This window comes from Nocardioides sp. L-11A, assembly GCA_029961745.1.
GTDB lineage: Bacteria > Actinomycetota > Actinomycetes > Propionibacteriales > Nocardioidaceae > Nocardioides.
In genome coordinates this window covers 5,174,295-5,199,050 of sequence record CP124680.1, presented here as the reverse complement: position 1 = coordinate 5,199,050, position 24,756 = coordinate 5,174,295, and the positions used below count along the sequence as shown (strand labels likewise).

General features: G+C 72.4%; 25 protein-coding genes. 17 read left to right on the top strand and 8 right to left on the bottom strand.

All coding sequences use genetic code 11. The features are described from left to right. From QJ852_24865 to QJ852_24855, 3 genes are read left to right on the top strand one after another with little or no spacing between them, the layout of a single operon-like run. A complete protein-coding gene (locus QJ852_24865) occupies positions 1-396 on the top strand; it encodes an OB-fold domain-containing protein (protein ID WGX96366.1) in 396 nt (131 codons plus the stop codon). Then, the gene (locus QJ852_24860) at positions 393-1,562 is read left to right on the top strand and encodes a thiolase (protein WGX96365.1); all 1,170 of its coding nucleotides are present in this window, start codon (positions 393-395) and stop codon (positions 1,560-1,562) included. Before QJ852_24865 ends, QJ852_24860 begins: the two co-directional genes overlap by 4 nt. Before the next feature lie 40 nt (positions 1,563-1,602). Next, the gene (locus QJ852_24855; GenBank protein ID WGX96364.1) at positions 1,603-2,763 is read left to right on the top strand and encodes an ABC transporter substrate-binding protein; all 1,161 of its coding nucleotides are present in this window, start codon (positions 1,603-1,605) and stop codon (positions 2,761-2,763) included. A 124-nt stretch (positions 2,764-2,887) separates the two neighbouring features. Here the strand turns inward: QJ852_24855 and QJ852_24850 are convergent, their stop codons facing one another. From QJ852_24850 to QJ852_24835, 4 genes are read right to left on the bottom strand one after another with little or no spacing between them, the layout of a single operon-like run. Continuing rightward, complete coding sequence (locus QJ852_24850) at positions 2,888-3,763, bottom strand: TIGR03620 family F420-dependent LLM class oxidoreductase (protein WGX96363.1); 876 nt, start codon at positions 3,761-3,763, stop codon at positions 2,888-2,890. Then, entirely contained in the window at positions 3,760-4,293 is a 534-nt protein-coding gene (locus tag QJ852_24845; protein WGX96362.1) for a nuclear transport factor 2 family protein, read from the bottom strand. Before QJ852_24845 ends, QJ852_24850 begins: the two co-directional genes overlap by 4 nt. Positions 4,294-4,311: 18 nt before the next feature. Next, positions 4,312-4,797, bottom strand: coding sequence for a MaoC family dehydratase (locus QJ852_24840; GenBank protein WGX96361.1), 486 nt, complete (start codon positions 4,795-4,797; stop codon positions 4,312-4,314). Positions 4,798-4,814: 17 nt separating this feature from the next. Continuing rightward, positions 4,815-6,074 (bottom strand): acetyl-CoA hydrolase/transferase C-terminal domain-containing protein, encoded by a 1,260-nt coding sequence (locus QJ852_24835; protein ID WGX96360.1) that lies wholly within the window; start codon positions 6,072-6,074, stop codon positions 4,815-4,817. A gap of 241 nt (positions 6,075-6,315) precedes the next feature. On the opposite strand from QJ852_24835, the gene QJ852_24830 reads away from it, so the two are divergent. The 12 genes from QJ852_24830 (at position 6,316) to QJ852_24775 (ending at position 18,394) form a co-directional block, all read left to right on the top strand. Continuing rightward, positions 6,316-7,203 (top strand): branched-chain amino acid ABC transporter permease, encoded by an 888-nt coding sequence (locus QJ852_24830; GenBank protein WGX96359.1) that lies wholly within the window; start codon positions 6,316-6,318, stop codon positions 7,201-7,203. Positions 7,204-7,219: 16 nt separating this feature from the next. Further along, a complete protein-coding gene (locus tag QJ852_24825) occupies positions 7,220-8,143 on the top strand; it encodes a branched-chain amino acid ABC transporter permease (GenBank protein WGX96358.1) in 924 nt (307 codons plus the stop codon). Next, on the top strand, positions 8,140-8,961 hold the full coding sequence (locus tag QJ852_24820) for an ABC transporter ATP-binding protein (GenBank protein WGX96357.1): 822 nt from the start codon (positions 8,140-8,142) through the stop codon (positions 8,959-8,961). Before QJ852_24825 ends, QJ852_24820 begins: the two co-directional genes overlap by 4 nt. After that, a complete protein-coding gene (locus QJ852_24815; GenBank protein WGX96356.1) occupies positions 8,906-9,610 on the top strand; it encodes an ABC transporter ATP-binding protein in 705 nt (234 codons plus the stop codon). Before QJ852_24820 ends, QJ852_24815 begins: the two co-directional genes overlap by 56 nt. A 52-nt stretch (positions 9,611-9,662) precedes the next feature. Continuing rightward, positions 9,663-10,577 carry an SDR family NAD(P)-dependent oxidoreductase gene (locus QJ852_24810; GenBank protein ID WGX96355.1) on the top strand — a complete coding sequence of 305 codons (915 nt, stop codon included), beginning with the start codon at positions 9,663-9,665 and terminating at the stop codon, positions 10,575-10,577. Positions 10,578-10,581: 4 nt separating this feature from the next. Next, a complete protein-coding gene (locus tag QJ852_24805) occupies positions 10,582-11,568 on the top strand; it encodes a nuclear transport factor 2 family protein (GenBank protein ID WGX96354.1) in 987 nt (328 codons plus the stop codon). 136 nt (positions 11,569-11,704) lie between these two features. Then, positions 11,705-12,874 (top strand): acyl-CoA dehydrogenase family protein, encoded by a 1,170-nt coding sequence (locus QJ852_24800; protein ID WGX96353.1) that lies wholly within the window; start codon positions 11,705-11,707, stop codon positions 12,872-12,874. Continuing rightward, entirely contained in the window at positions 12,874-13,689 is an 816-nt protein-coding gene (locus tag QJ852_24795) for an SDR family NAD(P)-dependent oxidoreductase (protein ID WGX96352.1), read from the top strand. Before QJ852_24800 ends, QJ852_24795 begins: the two co-directional genes overlap by 1 nt. A gap of 16 nt (positions 13,690-13,705) precedes the next feature. Next, positions 13,706-14,887, top strand: a complete 1,182-nt coding sequence (locus QJ852_24790; GenBank protein WGX96351.1) for a thiolase family protein — start codon at positions 13,706-13,708, stop codon at positions 14,885-14,887. A gap of 3 nt (positions 14,888-14,890) precedes the next feature. Further along, the gene (locus tag QJ852_24785) at positions 14,891-15,859 is read left to right on the top strand and encodes an amidohydrolase family protein (GenBank protein ID WGX96350.1); all 969 of its coding nucleotides are present in this window, start codon (positions 14,891-14,893) and stop codon (positions 15,857-15,859) included. 67 nt (positions 15,860-15,926) lie between these two features. Next, the gene (locus QJ852_24780) at positions 15,927-17,513 is read left to right on the top strand and encodes an AMP-binding protein (protein WGX96349.1); all 1,587 of its coding nucleotides are present in this window, start codon (positions 15,927-15,929) and stop codon (positions 17,511-17,513) included. Beyond that, the gene (locus tag QJ852_24775; GenBank protein WGX96348.1) at positions 17,510-18,394 is read left to right on the top strand and encodes an LLM class F420-dependent oxidoreductase; all 885 of its coding nucleotides are present in this window, start codon (positions 17,510-17,512) and stop codon (positions 18,392-18,394) included. Before QJ852_24780 ends, QJ852_24775 begins: the two co-directional genes overlap by 4 nt. A gap of 66 nt (positions 18,395-18,460) precedes the next feature. Here the strand turns inward: QJ852_24775 and QJ852_24770 are convergent, their stop codons facing one another. Next, positions 18,461-19,228 carry an SDR family oxidoreductase gene (locus QJ852_24770; protein ID WGX96347.1) on the bottom strand — a complete coding sequence of 256 codons (768 nt, stop codon included), beginning with the start codon at positions 19,226-19,228 and terminating at the stop codon, positions 18,461-18,463. A gap of 96 nt (positions 19,229-19,324) precedes the next feature. On the opposite strand from QJ852_24770, the gene QJ852_24765 reads away from it, so the two are divergent. Together QJ852_24765 and QJ852_24760 are read left to right on the top strand one after the other, a co-directional pair. Further along, on the top strand, positions 19,325-19,930 hold the full coding sequence (locus tag QJ852_24765) for a hotdog fold domain-containing protein (GenBank protein ID WGX96346.1): 606 nt from the start codon (positions 19,325-19,327) through the stop codon (positions 19,928-19,930). Positions 19,931-20,034: 104 nt separating this feature from the next. Then, a complete protein-coding gene (locus QJ852_24760) occupies positions 20,035-21,708 on the top strand; it encodes an NAD(P)/FAD-dependent oxidoreductase (GenBank protein WGX96345.1) in 1,674 nt (557 codons plus the stop codon). 88 nt (positions 21,709-21,796) lie between these two features. Here the strand turns inward: QJ852_24760 and QJ852_24755 are convergent, their stop codons facing one another. Genes QJ852_24755 through QJ852_24745 form a run of 3 tightly spaced genes read right to left on the bottom strand, consistent with a single transcriptional unit; the run spans position 21,797 to position 24,679 of the window. After that, positions 21,797-22,552 (bottom strand): SDR family oxidoreductase, encoded by a 756-nt coding sequence (locus QJ852_24755; protein ID WGX96344.1) that lies wholly within the window; start codon positions 22,550-22,552, stop codon positions 21,797-21,799. Continuing rightward, positions 22,549-23,028 carry an acyl-CoA thioesterase gene (locus QJ852_24750; GenBank protein WGX96343.1) on the bottom strand — a complete coding sequence of 160 codons (480 nt, stop codon included), beginning with the start codon at positions 23,026-23,028 and terminating at the stop codon, positions 22,549-22,551. The genes QJ852_24755 and QJ852_24750 overlap by 4 nt, the downstream gene beginning before the upstream one ends. Before the next feature lie 52 nt (positions 23,029-23,080). Then, positions 23,081-24,679, bottom strand: coding sequence for a FadD3 family acyl-CoA ligase (locus QJ852_24745; protein WGX96342.1), 1,599 nt, complete (start codon positions 24,677-24,679; stop codon positions 23,081-23,083). Between the last annotated feature and the right edge of the window lie 77 nt (positions 24,680-24,756).

The window sequence follows — 24,756 nt, the reverse complement described above, 5'->3', positions numbered from 1 at the left end:
GTGAAACCCGTTCCGCTGCCCACCCCGGACACCCAGGAGTGGTTCGACCGGATCGACGCCGGTGAGCTGACCGTGCCCCGCTGCACGGCGTGCGCCTCGTTCTTCCTCCACCCGCGCAGCAGCTGCCCGCGCTGCGGTGCCCGCGCGGTCGAGCTGATCCCGGCGGCGGGCACCGGCGTCCTGCTGTCGTTCGTCGTCAACCACCGTGCCCCGGCGGGGTTCGAGGCGCCGTACGCCCTCGGTGTCGTCGCGCTCGCGGAGGGGCCGCGCCTGACCGGGATCGTCCGCACCGACGCACCCGACCGGCTGGAGGTCGACGCGCCCGTGCGGGTGGCCTTCGAGGAGCGCGGCGAGCGCCGCGTCGTCTGCTTCGAGCTCAAGGAGGCCGGCCGATGAGCGCGCGTGGAGCCGGCCTGCGCGGGGCGATCGCGATCGTCGGCGCCGCCGAGAGCACCGACCTGGGGAAGATCCCCGACAAGTCCGCCCTGGAGCTGCACGTCGACGCCGCGCTCAACGCGCTGGCCGACTGCGGCCTCACCCCCGCCGACGTCGACGGCGTCGCCTCGGCCGGCGAGCTGCCCAATGACGTCGCCGACTACCTGGGCATCGTTCCGGAGTACCTCGACGGCACCAACGTCGGCGGCTCGTCGTACATGCTGCACGTGCGGCACGCCATGGCCGCGATCAGCGCGGGCCTGTGCGAGACGGTGCTGGTCACCCACGGCGAGTCCGGCCGCTCGCGGATCGGCATGACGCCGTGGGCGCCCGCGCCGCAGTCGTTCATGGGGCAGCTGGAGGTGCCGCACGGACCGGTGGGTGCGCCGTCGCTGTTCCCGATGGGCGTGCGCCGCTACATGGCGGAGTACGGCATGACCCGTGAGCAGCTCGCGCTGGTGCCCGTCGTGCAGCGCCAGTGGGCCGCCATGAACCCGCGCGCCAAGCTGCGCGACCCGATCACCGTCGAGGACGTCTTCGCCTCACCCGTCATCGCCGATCCGGTGCACCTGCTGCACTGCTGCCTGGTCACCGACGGTGGCGGTGCGCTCGTGCTCACCTCGGCCGAGCGGGCCCGCTCGCTCGACCTGCCCCAGCCGCCCGTCTACGTCCTCGGCGCCGGCGAGTCCAGCGAGTCGTCGGTCGTCTCCGGCCTGGAGAGCCTCACGTCGTCGCGGGCGATCCGCATCGGCGGCGAGCGTGCCCTCGCCCAGTCGGGCGTCGCGCACGCCGACGTCGACCACCTGATGATCTACGACGCCTTCGCACACGTCCCGGTCTACGGCCTCGAGGACCTCGGCTTCGTCGGCCGGGGAGAGGCGCCGGCATTCATCGAGGACGGCCACACCGCCCCGGGTGGCAGCCTGCCGATGAACACCAACGGCGGCGGCCTGTCCTACACCCACACCGGGATGTACGGCATGTTCGCCATCCAGGAGTCCGTGCGTCAGGTCCGCGGCACCGCTCCCGCCCAGGTCGACGGCGTCGACGTCAGCGTCTGCACCGGCGTCGGCGGCATGTTCATGAGCTCCGGCACGCTCGTGCTCGGCAGCGCAGCCACCCTCTGAGCTCCCCACTCCCGAGCTCCACCCGACAGGAGATCCACCCATGCGCCGAGCCGTCCGCACCGCCGGAGCCCTGACCGCCCTCGCCGTCGCCGGCAGCGTCCTCGCGGGATGCTCCTCCTCGGACGACGAGGGCGGCGCCACGACGTACCTCGTCGGGGCGCCGATCGTGCAGTCCGGCGCCGGCGCCTTCGCCGGCAAGCCGGTGGCGCAGGGGATCGAGCTCGCCGTCGCGGAGATCAACGAGAGCGACTTCCTCGGCGACGGCTCGCAGATCGAGCTGGAGATCGTCGACACCGCGGGCGACCCGGGCAAGGCGATCGCCGCCTACCGCCAGCTCGAGGCCGACGACGCCTCCGCCGTGCTCTGCTGCACCCTCGGCGGCGAGGCCGGTGCGCTGTCGCCGCTGCTGCGGGAGAGCACCGTGCCCGGCGTCGTGACCGTCTCCATCCTCGACGACCTGGCCGATCCGCCGTACCTGTTCCGGCCCTTCGAGGTGCCCTCGGCGCCCGGCGGGATGTACGACCAGTTCCTCGACACCGTGCTGCCGGCGGGCGACTTCGCCGACGCCGTCATGGTCGTCAACGACGACAACGACGCCATGGTGCAGGACGCCGCGGTCTACGAGGCCGGACTGGAGCGCAACGGCGTCGACCTGGCCAAGACGATCCGGGTCGGCACCGCCGAGACGTCCTTCACCGCCGTCGCGACCGAGATCGCCAGCATCGATCCCGACGTCGTGGTCGCCAGCACCATCGGCTCCTCGACCGCGAACCTCGCGAAGGCGCTGCGCAGCCGCGGCTACGACAAGCCCATCGTCTCCAATGTCGGGGCCGACAGCCGGGCGGCGTACGACGCGTCCGGCGGCGACCTGGCCGGCACGATCTTCCCGACCCCGTTCAGCGCCGCCTTCACCGTCAACGACGAGGGCGCGGAGTTCGCGGCCGCGTACGAGGAGGAGTACGGCGCGGCGCCCGACATGTTCGCCGCCCAGGGCTACACCGCCATGTGGCTGGTCGCCACCGCCATCCGCGACGCCGGCAGCGGTGACCCGGAGAAGGTCGCCGCGGCGCTCACCGCGGTCGAGGAGCAGGTCTCGGTCTACGGCTCGTTGAGCTACGCCGACGGCCAGGCCGAGGTCGAGGAGCCCGGGCAGTACCTGGTCTGGGGTGAGGGCGGCTCGCTCGCCCCGTGGTCCGCCTGATTCCCACCGACCCGGCGCATCTGAACGTCTGAGAGACGCCGAACCGGCGCATCTGAACGCCTGAGAGACGCCGACCCGGCGCGTTCAAACGCGCCGGGTCGATCTGGATCGGGGGCGGGCCGGATCAGGCGGCGAGGGCGGCAAGGAGGCGCTGCCAGTCGGCGACCGGGAGGGCCTGGTCCTTCCAGCCGGCCTGCCGGTCGAGCACCTGCAGACAGACGTGGTCGGCACCGGCGGCGACGTGCTCGTGGAGCCGCTCGGCCACCCGCTCGGGCTCGCCCCAGGCGACGAGGGCGTCGATGAGGCGGTCCGAGCCGCCGTGCGCGGCGTCCTCCTCGGTGAAGCCGAGACGCTCCCAGCTGGAGCGGTAGTTCGGCTGGCCGAGGTACATCGCGAGGTGACGACGGGCGGCGCTCCGGGCGAGCTCGGGGTCCGCCTCGAGGACCACCATCTGCGTCGGCGCGAGGTACGCCGCCGGGCCGAGTGCCGTCCGGGCGAGGGAGGTGTGCTCCGGCGTCGTCAGGTACGGATGCGCGCCGGCGGCCCGGGTGGCGGCGAGGTCGAGCATCCGGGGGCCGAGGGCCGCCAGGACCCGGTCGCCGGCGTCGGGACCGCCGGCGGCGTCGAGCTCGTCGAGGTAGGCGCGCATCCGGCTCAGCGGCCGCCGGTAGCGGCCCGGGTCGGCGTGGTCGACCAGCTGGGCGTGGCTGACCCCGAGCCCGAGCAGGAACCGGTCGGGGTCCGGCAGCGCGCGGACCGCGGTCGCGACCTCGTCGGCCGGCATCGTCCAGATGCTCAGGATCCCGGTGGCGACCACGATGCGGGACGTCGCCGCGAGCAGCTCCGTCACGCGCGGGAAGGGATCGCCGAGCCCACCGGTCATCCACAGCGCCGAGCAGCCCGCCTCCTCCAGCGCCGCCGCGGCGTCCTGGGCCGCGGCGCTCTCGCGCAGCCGGAGCGCGCTGGACCAGGCGCCCCAGCGTCCGCTCGGCAGGCTCATCCCTCCTCCTCCGTCGGCGGCGTCAGCACGGAGCCGTGTGCCAGGTCCGCGACCCAGGAGGCGAACCGCCATCCGTCGGCGGTGCGCACGAACTCGCCGACGTAGGTGCCGACCACGACGTGGCTGCCCGCGTCGCGCCGGTAGTAGGCGATGCCCTTGAAGGTCCCGGTCGCCCGGTCGCCGTCGTCGGCGACGTCGATCTCGCTGTTGGTGAAGGTGTGCAGGATCCACGGCATGGACGTCCGCAGCCGGACGAACTGCTCGCGGATCTCGGCTCGGCCGCGGCACGGTGGCCGGGCGGCGTTGATGCAGTAGACGCCGTCGGGCAGCCAGAGGTCGGCGAGCGCGTCGACGTCGGCATGGCTCGGCCCGGCCCAGCCGCCGTCGCACAGCGTGTGGTAGCGGCTGGCGAGGGCCTCGATCGCACGCACGCTCTCGAGTTCGGTGATCCGCCGCTCCAGGCGCTCCAGGCGCTGCAGTCGGGCCGCGAGCTCCGTGGCCGGATCGGGGGTGGTGAGGGGAGTGGTCATGCCGGTCCTCCGATCGGGTCAGGCGAGCGCGGTCTCGCCCTCGGGGAGGAACTTCACGAGGGCGGAGCGCACCGCCGTGCACACCACGACGCCGTCCTGGTTGAGGCCGCGGTGCTCGAGCGTGACGATGCCCTGCCCCGGCCGGGACGCCGACGGCCGACGGTCCTTGATCTCGGTCTCGCAGTAGAGCGTGTCGCCGATGAAGACGGGCGCGGGGAAGGCGATCTGCTGGAAGCCGAGGTTGGCGATCGTCGTCTTCTGCGTGAGGTCCGGTACGCCGATGCTGCACACGATGCCCAGCGTGAGCAGGCTGTTGACCAGCCGCTGGCCGAACTCCGACTCGGCCGACTTCACCGCGTCGAGGTGCAGGGTCTGGGTGTTGAGGGTCAGGCTGCAGAACAGCACGTTGTCGGCCTCGGTGATGGTGCGTCCGGGCTCGTGCTTGAACACGTCGCCCGGGATCATCTCCTCGTAGTAGCGGCCGCGGCGGGTGTGGACGGTCATGGTGCCTCCTGGCTCCGTCAGGGTTCGGTGGTGGTGAGCAGGCCGTCCCGGTGGTCGGGGTGCGCGACGGCCACGAGGGCCTCGATGCGCTCGGCCTCGGTGCGGCCGCGGAGCCAGGCGACGCCGTACTCCGTGACCACAGCGTCGGGGGTGTGCCGCGCCAGCGAGACGACGTCCGCGCCGAGGCGGGGCACGATCCGGCTGTGCCGGCCGTCGGGGGTCGTCGACGGGAGCGCGATCACCGACAGCCCGCCGTCGGAGCCGAAACCGGCCTCGACGAAGTCGGCGCTGCCGCCGATCCCGGAGACCTGGCGGCTGCGGACCAGTTCGGAGCCGACCTGGCCGGCGAGGTCGACCTCGATCGCCGAGTTCACCGCGACCAGCCGCGGGATCCGGGCGAGCGCCCGCGGAGCGTGGGCGAAGCGGCTGTCGCGCAGGACGATCGCGGGGTTGCCGTCGGCGAACTCCATCAGCGTGCGGGTGCCCATCAGCTCGGCGGCGGAGATGGCGGGGGTCTCGCCGGTGTCGGTCCAGCGCAGCAGCCCGCGCTCGAAGAGGTCGACCATGGCGTCGTTGCCCATGCCGACGATGCGCACCGGCCCGACGCCGCTCTCGGCGAGGAAGGCGGTGAGCGCCTCGGGGATCGCGCCGATGCCGAGCTGGAGGGTCGGCTCGGGCGGCAGCAGGCCGAGCACGTGGGCCGCGACCCGGTCGCTGACCTCGTCGCGGACGGCGGCGGGGAAGGTGCAGGGCGGCGTGCCGGCGTCGACCAGGACGTCGAGCTGCGAGACGTGGAGCATCGAGTCGCCGGTCGTGCGGGGCGTCAGCGGGTCCACCTCGGCGATGACGAGCGCCGCGCGGGCGACCGCGTGGCAGACATAGCTGGCGGACGGTCCGAGGCTGCACCAGCCGTTGCGGTCGGGCGGGGAGACCCGGACCAGCGCGACCGAGGTCTCCCACTGGTCGAGCAGCCCCGGTACGGCGGATCCGCGTGCCGGGACGTAGTCCACGCTGCCGGGCGCCAGTGCGGCGCGGGCAGGCCCGTAGGGATGCCAGGTGCGGTAGCGCAGCAGGCCCGCGGCGGCGGCGTCGAGGAAGGGGTAGCCGCCGAGCTGCAGGCCGGAGTAGAGCGTCGGCCGGTCCAGCAGGTCGGCCGCGGCGCCCAGCTCGGTGAGCAGGGTCTCGGGCGTCCCGCACCCGGGGGAGGCCACGATCGCGGCTCCGGGCGGGATCAGGCGCACGGCCTCGGCCGGCGTGCTGCGGGTGGGCAGCGGCACGAGCGCCACCTCCTGTCGCGGTCGTCGCGGGTCGCTCCCGCGGTCGTTCTCGGGTCGTCCACCGGGCTCACCGGTGGTCGCGGGGCATCGGCGAACGTAGTCCGCGGAACCGATTTAAGCAAGTGCTTGATTCACGTCTTGACAGGGCGGTTGTGACGTGGCTTACTTGCACTTCAAGCGAGCGCTTGATTCAGCGACGGGACCGGACTCGGCGTCGCTCGCCAGAAGGAGGGACCGTTCCGTGCAACTGCTGATGCAACAGCTGCTCAACGGCATCGCACTCGGGTCGATCTATGCGCTCTTCGCGGTCGGGTTCTCGCTGATCCTGGCCAAGATGGGCATCCTCAACGTCGCCCACGGCACGTTCGCGACCTGGGGCGCCCTGTCGTCGTACTGGCTGGTCTTCGAGCACGGGATCAGCTTCTGGCTCGCGCTCGTCCTCGGCGTCGTCTTCGCCGGTGCGTTGGGCGTGGCCGCCGACCTGATCGCGTTCGAGCCGCTGCGCAAGCGCAATGCCGGCACCTTCGCGCCGATCATCGCCAGCATCGGCATCTGGATCGTGCTGCTCACCCTCGCCGAGGCCTTCAGCGGCCCGACGGCGACGAGCTACCCGACCGAGTCGGTCCCGACCGAGCCGATCCGGGTCGCCGGGCTGCTGCTCCTGCCGGCGCAGGTGATCAGCGTGATCGCACTCGTCGTGATCGTGACGGCCGTCCACCTGCTGCTCACCCGCAGTCGCTTCGGCGCGGCGGTGCGGGCGGTCTCGGTCGACCCGCGCTCGGCGACCATCGTCGGCGTCAACGCCCGCCGCACCCTGATCGCCGTGGCCTTCCTCGCCGCCGCGATCGCCGGGCTGGCCGGCATCCTCGCCGCGCTGTCCGACAACAACGTCTCGTTCGGCATCGGGGAGGCGCTGCTGCTCAAGGGCTTCGCGGCGGTCGTCGTCGGCGGGTACGGCGACATCCGCGGCGCCGCCCTGCTCGGTGTCGCCATCGGGGTGCTCGAGGTGATGAGCGCGCAGTACATCTCGTCCGGCTTCCGCGACGCGATCACCTTCGGCGTCCTGCTGGTCGTCCTCGTGTTCCGGCCGCAGGGCATCTTCGGCGAACGACAGCTCGTCCGAGCCTGAGCAAGGAGAACGACTCGTGAGCACAACAGCCTGGATGATCACCCTGCAGTTCGCCGGGGTGAACGCGCTCTTCGCCCTGGCGATCTACGCCTCCCTGTGGACGGGCGTGCTGAGCCTGGCGCCGGTCTTCTTCGGCGCGGTCAGCGCGTTCACCTTCGGGTACGCCGCCGGCACGCTCGGCCTCTCGCCGTTCCTCGGCCTGCTCCTCGGTGCCGCCCTCGGCGCCGGCCTCGGCGCGCTGACCGCCGGCCTGCTGATCCGGCTCGACAGCCACTACCTGGCGATGGCCACCATCGCCATGGTGCTGATCGGACGGGTCCTGATCCTCAACCTGACCGAGTACACCGGCGGCGCGACCGGCACCCTGGTGCCCGGCGACCTCGGCACCTGGGCCTGGTTGATCGGGACCCTGGTCGTCGCGGCCTATGTGATGGCGCGGCTCGCCGGGTCGCGCTTCGGTCTCGCGGCGGACGCCGTCCGCGAGGACCCCGCCGTCGCGGAGACGCTGGCGATCTCGCCGCGCCGCATCCAGTTCGTCGGCATGATCATCTCCGGTGCCCTCGGCGGCGTCGCGGGCATCCTGCAGTCCAGCTTCCTGCAGTACATCGGGCCGGACACCTTCTACACGCACCTGGGCTTCGTCACCCTCGCGGCGGTCGTCCTCGGCGGTGCCTTCCACTGGCTCGGTCCGATCGTCGGCGCGGTCGTCTTCACGATCCTGCCGGAGCTGCTGCGCGAGCCGATGGGCGAGTACGACCGCGTCGTCACCGGCGTGCTGCTCGTGCTGATCATCATCTACATGCCGCGCGGCCTGGTCGACGTACGCCGGCTGCGGCTGGTGCGCTCGCGCTGGTGGCGCCCGAAGGGCGGTGGCGCCGAGCCGGACGGCCCGGATCCCCGCGACCCGCAGCCCACCGTCCGGGCGGAGGTGGCCTCGTGAGCGGCCTGGCGGTCGACATCGTCGGCCTGACCAAGGCGTTCGGCGGCCTCAAGGCCGTCGACGACGTGACGATCCAGGTGCCTCCGCGCCGGATCCACGGCATCCTCGGCCCCAACGGCGCGGGCAAGACCACCGTGCTCAACATGGTCAGCGGCTTCATCCAGGCCGACTCCGGCCGGATCGACGTGTTCGGCCAGGACGTCACCCGGATGCAGCCCTTCCAGATCGCCCGTCGCGGCGTGGCGCGGACCTACCAGAACATCCGGCTGTTCCCCGGCCTGACCGTCCTCGAGACCGTGGTGGCCGGCGCCTACATGCAGCGCAGCTCCACGATCGCGGGCGCGATCCTGATGAGCCCGACCGAGCGGCGCGAGCGCCGGGAGATGCGCGAGCGCGCGGGCGAGCTCCTCGAGAAGGTCGGCTGCCGGGCGCCGCACTCGGCGCTCGCCGAGACGCTGTCGTACGGCGACCAGCGCCGCGTCGAGATCGCCCGGGCGCTCGCGACCAACCCCAAGGTGCTGCTCCTGGACGAGCCCACCGCGGGCATGAACGACGTCGAGTCCGAGGAGGTCGGCCGCCTGCTGGTCGAGCTCCGCGAGCTCGGCCTGACGCTGATCCTCATCGAGCACAACATGCGGCTCGTCGAGGAGTTCTGCGAGACCGTCTCGGTCATGAACTCCGGTGCACTCCTCGCCGAGGGTGCGCCGACGTGGTGCCTGGAGCAGGACGAGGTCAAGGAGGCCTACTTTGGAAAGCGATCCGATGCTGCGCGTATCGCGACTCTCCGCCGCGCACGGCGCGGTCCCGGCGGTTCGTGAGGTCGACATCGAGGTCGCCCAGGGAACCCTGGTCGCCCTCATCGGCTCGAACGGCGCCGGCAAGACGACCACGCTGAACACCATCGCCGGACTGCACAAGCCGTCCGGCGGGACGGTCACGGTCGGCGGCCGGGACATCACCGGCTGGGCCTGCCACAAGGTGGTCCGCTCCGGCGTCGCCCTGGTGGCCGAGGGCCGCCGGGTGGCTCCGCCGCTGACCGTGCTCGAGAACCTCGAGCTGTCGTCGTACAGCGGGCGCAGCACCAAGGCCCAGCAGAAGGAGCAGCTGGCCGAGGTCTTCGACCTCTTCCCGCGGCTCGCGGACCGGCGCGACCAGCTCGCCGCGTCGATGAGCGGAGGCGAGCAGCAGATGCTCGCCTTCGGCCGCGCGCTGATGACCCGGCCCGAGGTGCTGCTGCTCGACGAGCCGTCGATGGGCCTCGCGCCGTCGATCGTCGACATCCTGTTCCAGACCATCGAGACCCTGCACAACAGCGGCGCGACGATCCTGCTCGTCGAGCAGAACGCCGAGCTCGCCCTGGCCGTCAGCGAGCGTGTCTACGTGATGCAGCGCGGCCAGATCGTCACCGACGGCACTGCGGACGCCGTCCGCGGCCGCGCGGAGGTCATGTCCGCCCTCTTCGGCTGACCCGTCGAACCCGGTACGAAACCCGGTCCGAACCCAGAAGGAGTCCCACCCCATGAGCGAGATCAGGCTGGACGGTCGTGTCGCCGTCGTCACCGGCGCGGGACGTGGCCTCGGCCGCGAGCACGCCCTGCTGCTCGGCGCGCGCGGTGCCGCGGTGATCGTCAACGACCGCGGCGGCGCCCTCGACGGCGCGGGCGGCGAGGCGTCGCCCGCCGAGCAGGTCGTCGAGGAGATCCGCGCGGCCGGCGGCACCGCGATCGCCGACACCAACGACGTGAGCACCCTCGAGGGCGCGTCGCGGATCGTCGCCACCGCGACCGACACCTACGGGCGCCTCGACGTCCTGGTCAACAACGCCGGCATCCTGCGCGACCGGTCGATGGCGAAGCTGACCCCCGAGGAGGTCGGCCCGGTCCTCGACGTCCACCTCGGCGGCACGATCTGGATGAGCAAGGCGGCCTGGCCGGTCATGGCCGAGCAGGGGTACGGGCGGATCATCAACACGACGTCCGCGGCCGGCATCTTCGGCAACTTCGGCCAGACCAACTACGCGGCGGCCAAGGCCGGCATCTGGGGGGTGACGAAGACCCTCGCGATCGAGGGTGCCCGCAGCGGCATCCAGGTCAACGCCATCGAGCCGGGCGCGCGGACCCGGATGACCGAGAACCTGCTCGGTGACCTGGCCGACCGCCTCGACCCGAGCCTGGTGGCGCCGCTGGTGCTGTGGCTGGCCGCCGCCGAGTGCGAGACGACCGGCGAGGTCTACAACGTCGGTGGGGGCCGGGTGGCGCGGGTCGTGGTGGCCCAGACGCCCGGCTTCTTCTCCCGCGAGGTCACGCCCGAGGCGCTGCGCGACAGCTGGGACAGCGTGAACGACCCCGACCTGGCCGAGGTGATGACCTCCTTCCAGCAGGAGCTCGGCGTCCTCGTGGACCTGCTGTCGGACGGCGACCGCGCCGGAGCCTGAGCCGATGCCCGAGTCCCGGACGGCCGATCGCGGAGCCCTCGCTCCGGCGCTGCGCCTGATGGCGGCGCTGGACGCGAACGACGCGGAGGGCGTGCGCCGCTGCTTCGCGCCGGACGGCACCTGGTGGGTCGACACCGGGCTCGACCGCGCCGCGGGCCTCCTCGACGTCGACCCGGGCGACGACCGGCCGTGGCCGCTGCACGGGCTGATGCCGGCGCAGGCCAAGTGCGACCTGCTCCGCTCGGTGCCGGAGCGCTTCCCCGGCGGCGTACGTCAGCACGTGCGCCGGTCCTTCGCCGGCGGTGATGTCGCCGTGCTGGAGGTCGAGGGCGACGGGCTGTTCCTGGGGGAGCGGCCCTACCGCAACCGGTACGCCTTCGTGATCACCGTGCGCGACGGCACCGTGACCTCCCTGCGGGAGTACCTCGACACGGCGCACAGCGCCGCGGTCTTCGACGGCCGCGGCCTGGATCGGCGCTCCCGTGCACCGGAGCCGGTCGACGACGTCCTCGCCGAGGTGCGGGACGGCGGCCCGGCGGGTCCCGGCGAGCGGCTCGCCGCGGACTTCCTGGACGCGCTGGAGGCGGCCGACGGCGACCGCCTGCTCGCCCTGTGCGCGCCGACGGCGACCTGGTGGGCCGACGGCGGCCGGGTGCGGACCGCGGGCCCGGAGGCGCCGGCGGACCCCGACGCCGAGCTCGTGGTCGTCGGGCGCGTCCCCGTCGCCGTCCGGGCTCCGCGGATCGGCGCCCTGCGCACGACCTTCCCCGACGGCCTGCGGCTGCGGGCGCACCGCGTCGTGACCGACGACGACGTCGCCGGCAGCGGTCTGGTCGCGGTCGAGGTGCAGGGCCACGGCGTGCATCGGCGCGGTGGGACCTACCAGAACCGCTATGTCTTCGTGCTGCGCGCGGAGGCGGGCCGACTGGCCGAGATCCGGGAGTACTGCGACACCCGGCACGCCTTCGACGTGTACGGGATCGACCTGTGACCTGAGTGAAGCAAACGCTTGATTCTAATCAAGCGCATGCTCTACTGTGCGACGAGAGTCGCTCACCCGAACACCCCACGAAGGACGACGATGAAGCCCACGCCCCGCCCTACCGGATTCCTCTCGGCGGCCGCCGATGCGTGAGCTGCGCGACCCCGAGCACGAGCTGATCGCGAAGGCGATCCGCGAGCGCATCGCCGGATTCGACGACGACTACTGGTCGGCCTGCGACCGCGACCACCGGTTCCCCTGGGAGTTCTTCGACGCACTGGCGAAGGACGGCTGGGTGGGCCTCGCCATCCCCGAGGAGTACGGCGGCGGCGGCCGCGGCGTCACGGAGGCAGCGATCCTGCTCCGCGAGGTCGCGGCCTCCGGGGCGGCGATGAACGGCTGCACCGCGCTGCACATGAACGTCTTCGGGCTCCAGCCGGTGATCAAGTACGGCAACGACCGCCTCAAGGAGACCTTCCTCCCCGCGGCGGCCGCGGGCGACCTGCACGTCGCCTTCGCCGTCACCGAGCCGGACGCCGGCACCGACACCTCCCGGATCAAGACCCGCGCCGTCCGCGACGGCGACGGCTGGCGGATCAGCGGTCAGAAGATCTGGACGAGCAAGGCCCTGGAGTCCTCGATGGCGCTGATGCTGGCGCGCACCGCCCCGGCCCCCGACACCGAGGCCGGCCGCTTCGACGGGCTCAGCCTGTTCCTGATCGACCTCGACCCCGATCACGTCGACATCCGCCCCATCCCCAAGGCCGGCCGCAACGCGGTCGCCACCTGCGAGACGTTCTACGACGACCTCCCCGTCGAGGGCTGGCGACTCGTCGGCGAGGAGGGCAAGGGCTTCAAGCACATCCTGGCCGGCCTCAACCCCGAACGGATCCTGATCGCCGCGGAGGCCACCGGCATCGGTCACGCCGCGCTGCGCCGGGCGACCGAGTACGCCAAGGTGCGCCGCGTCTTCGACCGCCCGATCGGCAGCAACCAGGCGCTCAGCCACCCGCTGGCCGACTCCTACGCGCGCTTGGAGGCCGCCTGGGAGCTGACCATGGTCGCCGCCGGTCGGTACGACGCCGGCCTGTCCTGCGGCGCCGAGGCGAACATGGCGAAGTACCTCGCCGCGGACGCGGGCTACGACGCCGCCGACCGCGCGGTGCAGACCCACGGCGGCCTCGGCTACGCCGAGGAGTACCACGTGGAGCGCTACTGGCGCGAGGCCCGGATCATGAAGCTGGCGCCGATCAGCCAGGAGATGTCCCTCAACTTCATCGCCCAGCAGGTGCTGGGCCTCCCGCGGAGCTACTGATGACCGGCGGAGAGGGTCGCCTGCAGGGCCGGATCGCCTATGTCCTGGGCGGTGGGAGCGACGGCCCGGCCCGGCCGGGCGAGGCCCTGCCGATGGGCAACGGGCGGGCCATCGCGCTGCGCCTGGCGGCCGAGGGTGCCACGGTCGTCGTCGGCGACAAGGTGCTCGACCGGGCCGAGGCGACCGTCGCGCACCTCGGCGGCCCGGGGCTCGCGGTCGAGGTCGACGCCGCCGACCCCGACTCCTGCCGGGCCGCCGTGGCGGCCGCGGTCGACCACGGCGCCGGCCGGCTCGACGTCGTCGTCTGCAATGTCGGACTGTCGGGCCGGGAGCCGCTGAAGGTGCAGAGCCTCGAGGACTGGGACCTCGCCTCCGACGTCAACGTCCGCTCCCACTGGCTGACCGCGCAGGCCGCACTCGGCCCGATGCTCGCCCAGGGCTCCGGGGCGTTCGCCTTCGTCGGGTCCACCGCCGGCGTCTACAGCAGCCGGCGCTCGCTCTCCTACGAGGCCACCAAGGCCGCCCAGCTCGCCGTCATGCGCCACGTCGCCGTCCGGTACGCCGACCGCGGGATCCGCTCCAACGCCGTCGTGCTCGGCAATATCGACTCCGCGCTGGTGCGCCGCGAGTTCGGCGACGCCCCGGGCGCGGCCCGCGCGGCCGTCGTACCGATGGGGCGTGAGGGCCGTCCCGAGGAGGCGGCGGGCGCCGTCGCCTTCCTGGTGAGTGACGACGCCGGCTATGTGACCGGCCAGAGCCTTCTCGTGGACGGCGGCGTGAGCGCGGCCTGGCCCGTCCCCCCAGTCGTGTCGTGAACAGGAGGAGCAGCAGATGAGCAAGGTCGTCGTCAGCGGTGTCGGAATGAGCCCGTTCGGGAAGTTCCTGGACCGGTCGATGAAGGACCTCGGCAAGGTCGCGGTCGACGCGGCCCTGGCCGACGCCGACATCGCGGTCAAGGACGTCCAGGCGATGTTCTTCTCCAACGCGCTGGCCGGTCTGATCACCGGCCAGGAGTGCATCCGCGGTGAGGTCGTCGGCTACCCGATGGGCCTGGCCGGGATCCCGATCCACAACGTCGAGAACGCCTGCGCGTCCGGCGGCAACGCGCTGCACCTCGCCTGGATGGCCGTCGCGTCGGGGATGTACGACACCGTGCTCGCCCTCGGCGTCGAGAAGGCCAACCACGAGGACCGGCAGCGCACCTTCAGCGCCTACGCCGCGGGCATGGACGTCGAGCAGGGCTTCGCGACCGGCGACGGCGCCGGCCAGGAGCGCAGCCCGTTCGTCGACCGCCAGGCACGGCTCGCGGCCACCCTCTTCGAGGAGCGGGGCGTGACGATGGAGGGCCTGGCCCGGGTCACGTCGCGGTCGCTGGAGAGCGCCCGGCTCAACCCCTTCGCGCACCGCCGATTCGGCGGCTCGCCCGAGGACGTCCTCAACGCCCGCGTCGTGGTCGAGCCGCTGACCGTGCTGATGAGCTCCCCGGTCAGCGACGGCGCCGCCGCGGTCGTGGTCACCAGCCGGCCCGAGGCGGTCGCCTCGGCCCGGTCGATCGACATCCTCGGCTCCCGGATGGCCACCCGGCCGCCGGCCGACCAGCCCGACGCGCCCAACGCGGTCGAGGCGTCGGCGCACGCGGCGTACGAGCAGGCCGGACTCGGCCCCTCCGACATGGACCTCGCCGAGGTGCACGACGCGTCGGTCGCCTACGAGCTGATGGCCTGGACCGACGTCGGGCTCTGCGCGCCCGGCGACGAGCAGCGCTGGGCGATGGAGGGCGTGACGGAGGCGGGCGGCGCGATGCCGGTCAACCGCTCCGGGGGCCTGGTCGGGCGGGGCCATGCGCTCGGCGCCAGCGGGCTCGCCCAGATCCACGACGTCGTCCAGCAGCTCCGGGGCGAGGCGGGCGACCTCCAGCTGGAGGACCCGCGCCGCGCGGTGGTCCAGATCGGCGGCGGCGTCGTCGACTGGCTGACCGCCGCGTCGAGCGTGCACATCCTGGCGAAGGACTGAGCGGTGGTCGACCTCGTCATCGACGCCCACATGCACGTCTGGGACGCCACCTGGCTCCCGGAGGGGCTGCGCCGGGCCTGGGCCCGGCAGGGCGCCGGGCGCCGACTGCCCGAGCGCGACCCCGAGGACATCCTCGCCCACGTCGCGGTCGGGCAGAGCGACCCCGACGCGATGCTCACGATGGCCGCCTTCGACCGGGCGGGCGTCGCCGCGGGCCTGGTGCCGGTCGTCGACTGGACGATCGTCGGCGCCCCCGGCGGCGAGCACCTGCCGATCCGTGACCTGAACGCCAGGTACGAGGACGTGTGCACCCGCCACGAGGGTCGGCTCTACTTCGCCGCCGGCCTCGACCCGCGGCACCCCGACGCCCGCGCCCTGTTCGAGGCCGCCGCGGCGCACCCGCACTGCCGCGGGTTCAAGCTGTATCCCGCCGCCGGCTGGGACCTGCGCGATCCCGCGCACGCCTGGCTGTTCGAGGCGCTGGTCGAGCGGGAGATCCCCGCCGTCATCCACTGCAGCCCGCTCGGAGGCGATCCCCTGCAGGTGATCCGCTGCCGACCGGCCGAGATCGGCGCCCTCCTGGCGTCGTACCCGGCGCTGCGGGTGTCCTTCGCCCACGCCGGCATCGAGGCGTGGTGGAGCGAGGCGCTCGACTGCGCGACCGGCTGGCAGCACGCCTACCTCGAGCTCTCGCTGTGGCAGCGGGTCGCCGCCGTCGACTACCCGGAGTTCCGGCGCCGGGTCCGTGCGATGCGCGCGCAGGTCGGCGCGCACCGGCTGGTCTTCGGCTCCGACATCATCCGCGGTCCCAAGGAGGACCCGGACGGCGCGGACCTGGAGCGCTGGGTCAGCATGGTCAGAGACCTCGCCTCGCCGTACGACGGCGATCCCGCGGTCCTCACCCACGACGAGCTCGGGCTCTTCCTCGCCGGCAACGCCATCCGGCTGTTCGACCTCAAGGAGTTCACATGAACCACCCCACCCGATTCTCCGCTCCCCCGCTTCGCTCCTCCGCGAAGAATCGACCGGGGACCCCGGCATGAGCGACACCCTCGGAGCCCTGTTCGCCAACGCCGGCCGGCGCTTCCACGACAACGTGGCGGTCACGGTCGGCGCGGAGCGCCGTACCTTCGGCGAGGTCATCGACCGCGGCTGGCGGCTGGCGCACGCCCTGCGCGAGCGCGGCGTCGCGCCCGGCGCGTTCGTCGCGGCCATGCTCGGCGCCAACCGGGTCGAGTCACTCGAGGTCTACGTCGGCCTGGCCCTGGGCGGCTACACCGCCGTCCATGTCAACGACCGGCTCACCGCGCCCGAGGTCGACTACGTCATCTCCGACTCCGGTGCCGTGGCGCTGGTGCACACCGACGGCGCCGCGGGCGTCGCCGCCGAGCTGACCACGACGAAGGCGCTCGCCGCCTGGTTCGCGATCGGCGGCGACGCGCCGGCCGGCGCGGAGTGCTTCGACGACGTCCTCGCGGCGGCGTCGAACACCCCGGCGCCGAACCCCGCGACGCCGGAGGACATCGCCCTCGTCGGCTACACCAGCGGCACGACCGGCTTCCCCAAGGGCGTCCTGGTCAGTCACCGCGCCGTCGTGAACTGCATCAAGCTGGTGCCCTACGCCTACCGCTTCCCGCTCCAGGGGCACGCCGCCTTCCCGGGCGGCTGGTCGTTCGTGTCCGGGCTGTGGGGCGTGATCTTCCCGCACTTCTACACCGGCGGCACGGTCGCCTTCATCGCCGGCGCCACTCCCGACGAGTGGGGCCGGCACATGGTCGAGAACAAGGCGACCTTCACGCTCGGCCTGACCCCGCTCATCCCCGGCCTGATGGAGGCACTGCGCCTCCACCCGGCCGCCCTCGACACCCTGCAGTCGGTCCTGCACTCCGGCGGCCCGCTGCCGCCCGAGCTCGCGTCCGACCTGGTCGGCCTCATCGACGACCGCCTGGTGGAGACCTACGGCATGACCGAGGTGGTCGGGCCGATCACCATCACCAACCGGTCCGACTGGCGAGGCCTCGGCGGCGCCGACAGCATCTTCGAGACCGTGGGCCGGCCGCTGCCGACCTCCTCGATGCGGGTCGTCGACGCCGACGGGAACCCGCTGCCCGCCGGCGAGGTCGGCGAGCTGGTGATCGAGGCCGACACCATGTTCTCCGGCTACCACAACCAGCCGGAGAAGACCGCGGCCGCGCTGCGCGACGGCTCCTACTTCACCGGCGATCTCGGCTACCGCGACGAGGCCGGCTACTACTACCTCACCGGCCGGGCGCAGGAGCTGATCATCAGCGGTGGCGCCAATGTGTACCCCGCCGAGGTCGAGCGCGTTCTCATGCTGATGGACGACGTCACCGAGGCCGCCGTCTTCGGGCTGCCGGACGAGCGCTGGGGCGAGGCCGTCTCCGCCGCCGTCGTCCTTCGGCCCGGGTCCGGCCTGACCGTCGACGAGGTGCGTGAGTTCGCCCGCTCGCAGCTGGCCGGTTACAAGAAGCCGGTCCACCTCTTCCTCCTCGACGAGCTGCCCCGCAACTCGGGGATGAAGGTCATGAAGCACGTCCTCAAGGAGCAGCTGGCCGGCACGACCGCGCCGGCCGACTCGACCGACACGACAGGAGGCCAGCCGTGAAGCTGGGCATCAGTGAGCTCTTCCCCGGGTCCGGGCCGCGCGACGGGCGCTGGTCGATGGACGCCGCGCAGCTGATCGAGGAGATCGGCTACAACTCCGTGTGGCTGCCCGAGCACGTCGTCTTCTTCCCGAGCTACAGCTCGCAGTACCCCTACGAGTCCGGCGGCGCCCAGGAGGTGCACCGGATGCTGGGCGTCCACGACCCCCTCGTGCTCGCCGGCGCCATCGCCGCTGCCACGACCACCCTGCGCATCGGCACCTATGTGTTCGTCGTACCCCAGCGCAACCCGATCATCACCGCCCGCCAGGTCGCCAGCATCGACCAGCTCAGCGGCGGCCGGTTCCAGTTCGGGGTGGGCGTCGGCTGGTCCGAGGAAGAGTACGCCGCGCTCGATGTCCCCTTCGAGCGCCGTGGCGAGCGGATGAACGAGTACCTCGCCGCCATGCGCGCCCTGTGGGACGAAGCCGAGGAGACCACCTTCTCCGGCGAGTTCGTCGAGTTCGAGCCGCTCTACTGCTTCCCCAAGCCGGCCCAGAAGCGACTGCCCGTCATCGTCGGCGGCAACAGCCGCGCCACCCTCGAGCGGATCGTGAAGTACGGCGACGGCTGGGCCGGCTACAGCCGCACCCACGAGGACATCAAGGTCTTCACCGAGAAGCTCAGCGTCCTGATGGAGGCCGCCGGCCGGGACATGTCCGAGCTCTCCCTGAAGGTCGGTCGCCGCAGCAAGGGCGCCACCGAGAAGGACTGGGAGGACGACCGCGCCTACATCGAGGAGGCCTTCCGCCTCGGCATCGACGAGGTCGTGGTGTCCCCGCGGATCGGGGACGCGAACTACGAGAAGGACATGCGGCGCTACGCCGAGATCGTCGGTCTCTGAGGACGGCCTATCGCTGCCGATCGGATCAACCAGGCTGATCCGATCGGCAGCGATGGCCTGGCGGCGCTAGATCGACCAGTGCATGCCGCCGTCGACGCTGAACAGGTCGCCGGTGATGTACGACGCCGGCCCGGAGGCGAGGAAGGCGACGAGGGCGGCGGCCTCCTCGGGGGTGCCGAAGCGGCCCGCGGGGATCCGGCTGCGGATCAGCGCGGCGCGTGACTCCTCGGTCGGGTAGCTGCGCCGGACCTGCTCGCTCTCGATCCGGCCGGGGGCGATGCAGTTGACGGTGACGCCGTCGGGGGCGACGGAGCGGGACAGGGCCTTCGACCAGAGGATGCACGCGGCGACCGCCGCCTGCGCGGCCGACACGACGCTCGGCTCCAGCAGTCCGACGAAGTTGACCACCCGGCCACTGACGCTGGACCGCAGCATCGGCAGGACGGCGTCGGTGAGGCGCCGCTTGGAGTGGAAGTTGAGCTCGAACTGCCGGTGCCACAGCTCCTCGGTGAGGACGTCGCCCGGCTGCTCGGCCGCACCGGCGACATTGGCCAGGACGTCCAGTCCGCCGCGCTCGCGGGCGACCGTGTCGGCGATCCGGGTGGCTGCCTGCGGGTCGGTGAGGTCGGCCTCGATCACGAGGGGGGACGCGGCCCCGCCCGCGTCGCCGGCCAGCTCGGTCACCTCGGCGGCGAGCTCGTCGAGGAGGCCGCGCCGACGGGCGACGAGGACGACGTCCGCCCCCTCCGCCGCGAGGGCGAGGGCGGTGGCACGCCCGATCCCGGCGCTGGCTCCGGTCACCAGGGCCACCCGTCCGTGCAGCTGCAGGTCCATCGGTTCCTCCTGTACACCTCTAGAAAATCAAGCAAGTGCTTGATACATTACTGGACGTCGACCGACGACGGAAGAGGTGCGGAGGAAGGTGGCGGCATGAAGGAGTCCCTGGCCCCGGGCGGGTGTGCGGCGACGGTCGTGGGCGACGTCGCCTACGAGACGCTGGTCGGGACGACCCGGGAGTTCCTCGACGCCTTGGCCGCTGCGGTGCCCGACGCCCCGATGGCCGACGAGCTGACCGTGGCCCTGCGGGACTGGGTGGCGCGCCTCGCCGACCGGGCTGCCGGGGTCGAGGACGAGCGGCTCTTCGGGCGATGCCCCGGAGCCGCCGCCCACGGGCAGTCGATGACGCCGGCTTACCGGGTGACGGCGGAGGACGACGCGGAGCTGCGTGGCGTCACGCGGTTCGGGGGCTACTTCCTCGGCGGCAACGGTGCCGCGCACGGGGGAGCCGTCCCGCTCCTGTTCGACGAGCTCTTCGGTCGGGTGATCAACGGGGAAGGGCGCGCGCCGGCCCGCACGGCGTACCTCCACGTCGACTTCCGCGCGGTGGTCCGGCTCGACCGCGATCTCGACGTCCGGGTCTGGCGGGACCGCCGGGAGGGTCGCAAGCAGTACGTCCGCGGGGAGATCCGCGACGACGGCGCCCTGTGTGCCGAGGCCGAGGCCCTCTTCGTCGTGCTGCGACCCGGTCAGCCGTGAACGCCTGAGCCGGACGGCGATCGCGCGCCATCCGCGGCGTTCGCCGGTGGCCGGCCCTTCGTGTAATGTGCAGCAAGCGCTTGATTCTATAAGGAGAACCGACCATGACCATCCAGACCGACCGGCAGCCGACGCCTGGTCTCGACTACCTGATCATCGGCGCCGGCGTCTGCGGGCTCTACCAGCTGCACCAGCTGCTCGAGCTCGGGGTGTCGGTGCGGGTCGTCGACGCGAACGCCGGTCTCGGCGGGACCTGGTACAACAATCGCTACCCCGGATGCCGGTTCGACTCGGAGTCGTACACCTACCAGTACTCCTTCTCCCAGGAGCTCCTCGACGAGTGGGACTGGAAGGAGCGCTTCGCGGCCCAGCCCGAGACGCTGTCCTACCTCGAGCACGTCGCGGACCGGTTCGACCTCCACCCCCACATCAGCCTCAACACCCGGGTCGAGCGCGCGGAGTGGATCGAGGACGGCCTGCACTGGCTGGTGACGATGGCCGGCGGCGAGCAGGTACGGGCCCGCTTCGTGCTCTGCGCGATGGGCCTGCTCTCGGTGCCGACCTATCCGCGGGTCGCCGGGCTCGGCACCTTCGGCGGCGTGGAGACCCACACCTTCGACTGGCCCGAGGACCTCGACGTCACCGGCAAGCGGGTGGCCGTGATCGGCACCGGCGCCAGTGGTGTGCAGGTGATCACCGACATCGCGGACAAGGTCGAGCAGCTGACGGTCCTGCAGCGCGACGCCAACTGGTGCGCACCGCTCGGCAACGAGCCGATCTCGCCGGAGGAGATGGCTCGCCTCCGCGCGTCGTACGACGAGATCTTCGCCTGGTGCCGGGAGACCCCGGCCGGCTTCGTGCACCGTCCCGACCGCACGCTCTCGACCGACGTCACCCGCGAGGAGCGGCTGCGGCACTGGAACGACCTCTACGACAACGGGCACGGGGCGGCGCTCTACATGGGCAACTACCGCGACACGATGATGGAGGCGGGGCCCAATCGCGAGCTCTCGGAGTTCGTCGCCGACCGGATCCGCCAGCGCGTCGAGGACCCCGAGGTCGCCGAGCTGCTCATCCCGAAGGACCACGGCTTCGGCAACAAGCGGGTCGCGGGAGAGTCCGGCTTCTATGAGGTCTTCAACCAGGACAACGTCGAGCTGGTCGACCTGATGGCCCACCCGATCCGCGAGGTGACCGAGACCGGGATCAGGCTCGACCTCGCCGACGGTGGCGTGCGCGACCTCGAGCTGGACGTCATCGTCTACGCGACCGGCTTCGACGCCGTGACCGGACCGTTCGACCGGATCGACTTCCGCGGCGTCGACGGCGTGCGGCTCAAGGACCAGTGGCAGGACGGCCCGGAGACCTGCGTCGGGATCCAGGTCACGAACTTCCCCAACCTCTTCATGCTGGTCGGCCCGCAGTCCGGCTCCGCGACGGCCAACTTCCCCCGCGGCATCGAGGACGTCGTCAACTGGATGACCGAGACCGCGCGCCACATCGAGGCGAACGACGTCGTGCGCTTCGAGGGGCGGCGGGAGGCGGAGATCGCCTGGGTCGAGCACGTGCGGGAGATCAACAGCCTGCTCCTGCTGGCCCATTCGAAGTCCTGGTTCAACGGACACAACATCAACCTCGACCGCGACGACAAGCCGCGTGTCATGGTCTACCTCGGGGGCGCGCCGCGCTACCGCCGGCGGCTCCAGGAGGAGATCGAGGGCGGCTATCCCAGCTTCGAGCTGCGCACGGCGCGCGAGGCGGCGCCGGCGGTCTGCTGAGGCCCGGTCGGCCGCGCAACGACCGAATTCGCTCCGCCGAGGCGGTCCGGGCGACGAATTCGGTCGTTGCGCCGCACGCAGACCCGGCTCACACCCCGTAGCCGCCGTCGACGTCCAGCTTCTGACCCGAGACGAACCCCGCGCGGTCGCTGGCGAGGAAGCCGACCGCCTCGGCGATGTCGACCGCGGTGCCGAAGCGGCGCAGTGGGATGTTGCCGCGGGCGACGTCGAGCGCATGCTCGTCGAGGTCCCCGGAGCCGATCAGCCGCTCGGCCATCCCATCGGTCAGCATGCCGGGGCCGACGCAGTTGACCCGGACGCCGAACCGGCCCTCCTCGGCCGCCAGCCCGCGGGCCAGGGCCTCGACGGCTCCCTTCGGACCGGCGGAGAGGCCGTCGCGCACCGGATAGCGCCGGGTCGCGGCCGTCGTGACGACGGTCAGGGAGCCCTGCGCCCGCCGCAGCGAGGGGAGGACGGCGTGGGCGAGGTTGAAGAAGGCGACGACGTCCTGGTCGACCTGCTCGGCGAACTGCCGGGGCGTGACCCGCGAGAGGTGGACCATCGGCACGTGCGGCCCGGCCGTGTGGACGACCGTGCGCAGGTCGCCGTGCTCGGCCACCAGCGACCCGACCAGGGTCGCGGTGGCGTCGGGGTCCGTGAGGTCGCACGCGGCGCTGGCGCACACCCGGTCGCCGAGCTCGGTGACCAGGGCGTCCGGCGCGGTACGCCGATGCAGCAGCAGGAGCGCCGCGCCGTCATCGGCCAGCCGGCGGGCGACCGCCTGTCCGATGCCGCCGCTCGCGCCGGTGACGAGAGTGAGGCCGTAGTCGGCGGAGCGGGTCATGGGTGGACCTCCGGAGTGAGCCGGACGCCGCGGGACCAGGCGTCCAGGTGGTGGCGCAGCAGGGCGGGCAGCTCGACCGAGCCGAGCTCGGGAGAGACGGTGACGATCCGGATCCGCGCCCGCGCGACCACGCCCTCGTCGGCGGTGCGCACCATCCGGTGCAGCATCTCGAACGAGCGCCGTCCCACGGCGCCGAGCCGCAGCTCGAGCCGGATCTCGTCGAACAGGCCGACGGCCGCGACGTAGTCGCACGCCGTGTGCGCGGTGACGGTCCAGAAGCCGTGTCGCCGCTTCAGCTCGTCCTGGCGCAGGCCGTTGCTCCAGAACCACTCGCTCTGCATCCGCTCCATCCACGGGAACCAGGCCGCGTAGTAGAGGATCCCGGCCGGGTCGGTGTCGGCGTAGCCCAGCCGGAAGGTGGTCGCGTGCAGGGCCGGGCCACTGCCCGCGTCCACGCCGGCCGCCGCACTCTCCACGTCAGACAACCTAGCATTTGCTTGGTTCGCGGCCGAGGGGCGCGGCCGCGGGTCAGGCGTCGGACCGCAGGTCGGTCTTGAGCACCTTCCCGCTGGCGTTGCGCGGCAGCTCGGACACGAAGACCACGTCGCGCGGCGCCTTGAAGTTGGCGAGCCGCTCGCGGGCCCACGCGACGAGGTCCTCCGCGTCGGCGTCGGCACCGGGCCGCAGGACGACGTACGCGCGTCCGACCGCCCCCATCCGCTCGTCGGGTACGCCGATGACGGCACTCTCCATCACCGCTGGATGCGCGGCCAGGGTGTTCTCGACCTCGGCCGGGTAGACGTTGAAGCCGCCGACGATGAACATGTCCTTGATCCGGTCGGTGATCTTCAGGCACCCGTGCTCGTCGAGCCGGCCGACGTCGCCGGTGTGCAGCCAGCCGTCGGGGTCGATCGCCGCAGCCGTGGCCTCGGGGTCCTCGAAGTAGCCGAGCATCACGTTGGCGCCGCGCAGCCAGATCTCGCCGTCGGTGCCCGTCGACACGTCGGCGCCGGCCTCGTCGACGACACGGACCTCGATGCCGTCGACCCCGGGTCCCGTGGTCTCGGCGATGTGGCGCGGATCCTCGCCGGCCCGGGACCGCGTGGCCACGACGCACTCGGTGAGGCCGTAGGCCTGGGCGACCTCGTCGAAGCCGAGCACCTCCTGCATCTGCTCGAAGAGCGTCTCGGGGACGCTGGCCGCGCCGGCGATGGAGAAGCGCAGGGAGGACAGGTCGAACTCGGCGCGCCGAGGGTGGTTGATCAGGGTGATGAAGATCGTCGGGGCGCCGGGGAGCACGGTGATCCCGGCGTCCTGGATGAGCTGCAGGAGCGCGTCGGGGTCGAAGGTGAGGACCGGGTGGATGGTCGCTCCCGCGGTCAGGCACGCGATCGCGCCGGCCTTGTAGCCGAAGGAGTGGAAGAACGGGTTCACGATCGCGTAGCGGTCGCGCTCGCCGAGGCTCGCGCCGCGCGCCCAGACCTCGGCCGTGCCGATCGTCTGGCGGTGCGCGCTCATCACGCCCTTGGGCAGGCCGGTCGTGCCCGAGGTGAAGAGGATGTCGGCGACGGTGTCGGGGGTGACCTCGGCGGCCAGCCGCTCGATCTCGGCCGGGGGGACCCGCTCGCCGGCGGCCAGGAAGTCGGCCCACGCCACGGTGCCGGGCCGCCCGGCGGCGTTCATGTCGACGATCGCGCGCAGGTGCGGCAGGCCGGCCACGACCGGATGTGGATCGCCGGACCCTCCGTCGTCGCTCGCCGACTCGGCCAGCAGCACGGAGTAGTCGGTGCCGAGGAAGCCGTCGCACACGACCAGCGCGACCGCCCGCGAGCGCTCCAGGACGACCCGGGCCTCGTGCCCGCGGTAGCGGGTGTTGAGGGGGACCACCGACGCCCCGAGCTGCTGGGCGCCGAGCAGCGCGAGGAGGTACTCGGCGCGGTTGGGCGCCCAGATCGCGACCCGGTCGCCCGGCTCGACGCCGAGGGCCCGGTAGCCACGGGCCGCCGCCACGACCAGGTCCCGCAGACCGGCGTAGGTGATGATGGTGTCGCCGTCGACGATGGCCGGGTGGTCGCGGTGCTCCGCGGCTGCCTGCTCCAGCAGTGCGGGCATCGTGGTGGGTGTCATCGGCGGCCTTCCGCTCGTCGCTCCATTAACCAAGTGCTTGTTAGGTATCGTAGGCGCAACCGTGGGAGAGGATCGAG

Excerpts from the sequence above, each read along its gene's own strand:
- QJ852_24860 (WGX96365.1), top strand. The coding sequence starts at position 393 with ATGAGCGCGCGTGGAGCCGGCCTGCGCGGGGCGATCGCGATCGTCGGC.
- QJ852_24855 (WGX96364.1), top strand. The coding sequence starts at position 1,603 with ATGCGCCGAGCCGTCCGCACCGCCGGAGCCCTGACCGCCCTCGCCGTC.
- QJ852_24850 (WGX96363.1), bottom strand. The coding sequence starts at position 3,763 with ATGAGCCTGCCGAGCGGACGCTGGGGCGCCTGGTCCAGCGCGCTCCGG.
- QJ852_24845 (WGX96362.1), bottom strand. The coding sequence starts at position 4,293 with ATGACCACTCCCCTCACCACCCCCGATCCGGCCACGGAGCTCGCGGCC.
- QJ852_24840 (WGX96361.1), bottom strand. The coding sequence starts at position 4,797 with ATGACCGTCCACACCCGCCGCGGCCGCTACTACGAGGAGATGATCCCG.
- QJ852_24815 (WGX96356.1), top strand. The coding sequence starts at position 8,906 with ATGCTGCGCGTATCGCGACTCTCCGCCGCGCACGGCGCGGTCCCGGCG.
- QJ852_24810 (WGX96355.1), top strand. The coding sequence starts at position 9,663 with ATGAGCGAGATCAGGCTGGACGGTCGTGTCGCCGTCGTCACCGGCGCG.
- QJ852_24805 (WGX96354.1), top strand. The coding sequence starts at position 10,582 with ATGCCCGAGTCCCGGACGGCCGATCGCGGAGCCCTCGCTCCGGCGCTG.
- QJ852_24800 (WGX96353.1), top strand. The coding sequence starts at position 11,705 with ATGCGTGAGCTGCGCGACCCCGAGCACGAGCTGATCGCGAAGGCGATC.
- QJ852_24795 (WGX96352.1), top strand. The coding sequence starts at position 12,874 with ATGACCGGCGGAGAGGGTCGCCTGCAGGGCCGGATCGCCTATGTCCTG.
- QJ852_24790 (WGX96351.1), top strand. The coding sequence starts at position 13,706 with ATGAGCAAGGTCGTCGTCAGCGGTGTCGGAATGAGCCCGTTCGGGAAG.
- QJ852_24780 (WGX96349.1), top strand. The coding sequence starts at position 15,927 with ATGAGCGACACCCTCGGAGCCCTGTTCGCCAACGCCGGCCGGCGCTTC.
- QJ852_24770 (WGX96347.1), bottom strand. The coding sequence starts at position 19,228 with ATGGACCTGCAGCTGCACGGACGGGTGGCCCTGGTGACCGGAGCCAGC.
- QJ852_24765 (WGX96346.1), top strand. The coding sequence starts at position 19,325 with ATGAAGGAGTCCCTGGCCCCGGGCGGGTGTGCGGCGACGGTCGTGGGC.
- QJ852_24760 (WGX96345.1), top strand. The coding sequence starts at position 20,035 with ATGACCATCCAGACCGACCGGCAGCCGACGCCTGGTCTCGACTACCTG.
- QJ852_24755 (WGX96344.1), bottom strand. The coding sequence starts at position 22,552 with ATGACCCGCTCCGCCGACTACGGCCTCACTCTCGTCACCGGCGCGAGC.
- QJ852_24745 (WGX96342.1), bottom strand. The coding sequence starts at position 24,679 with ATGACACCCACCACGATGCCCGCACTGCTGGAGCAGGCAGCCGCGGAG.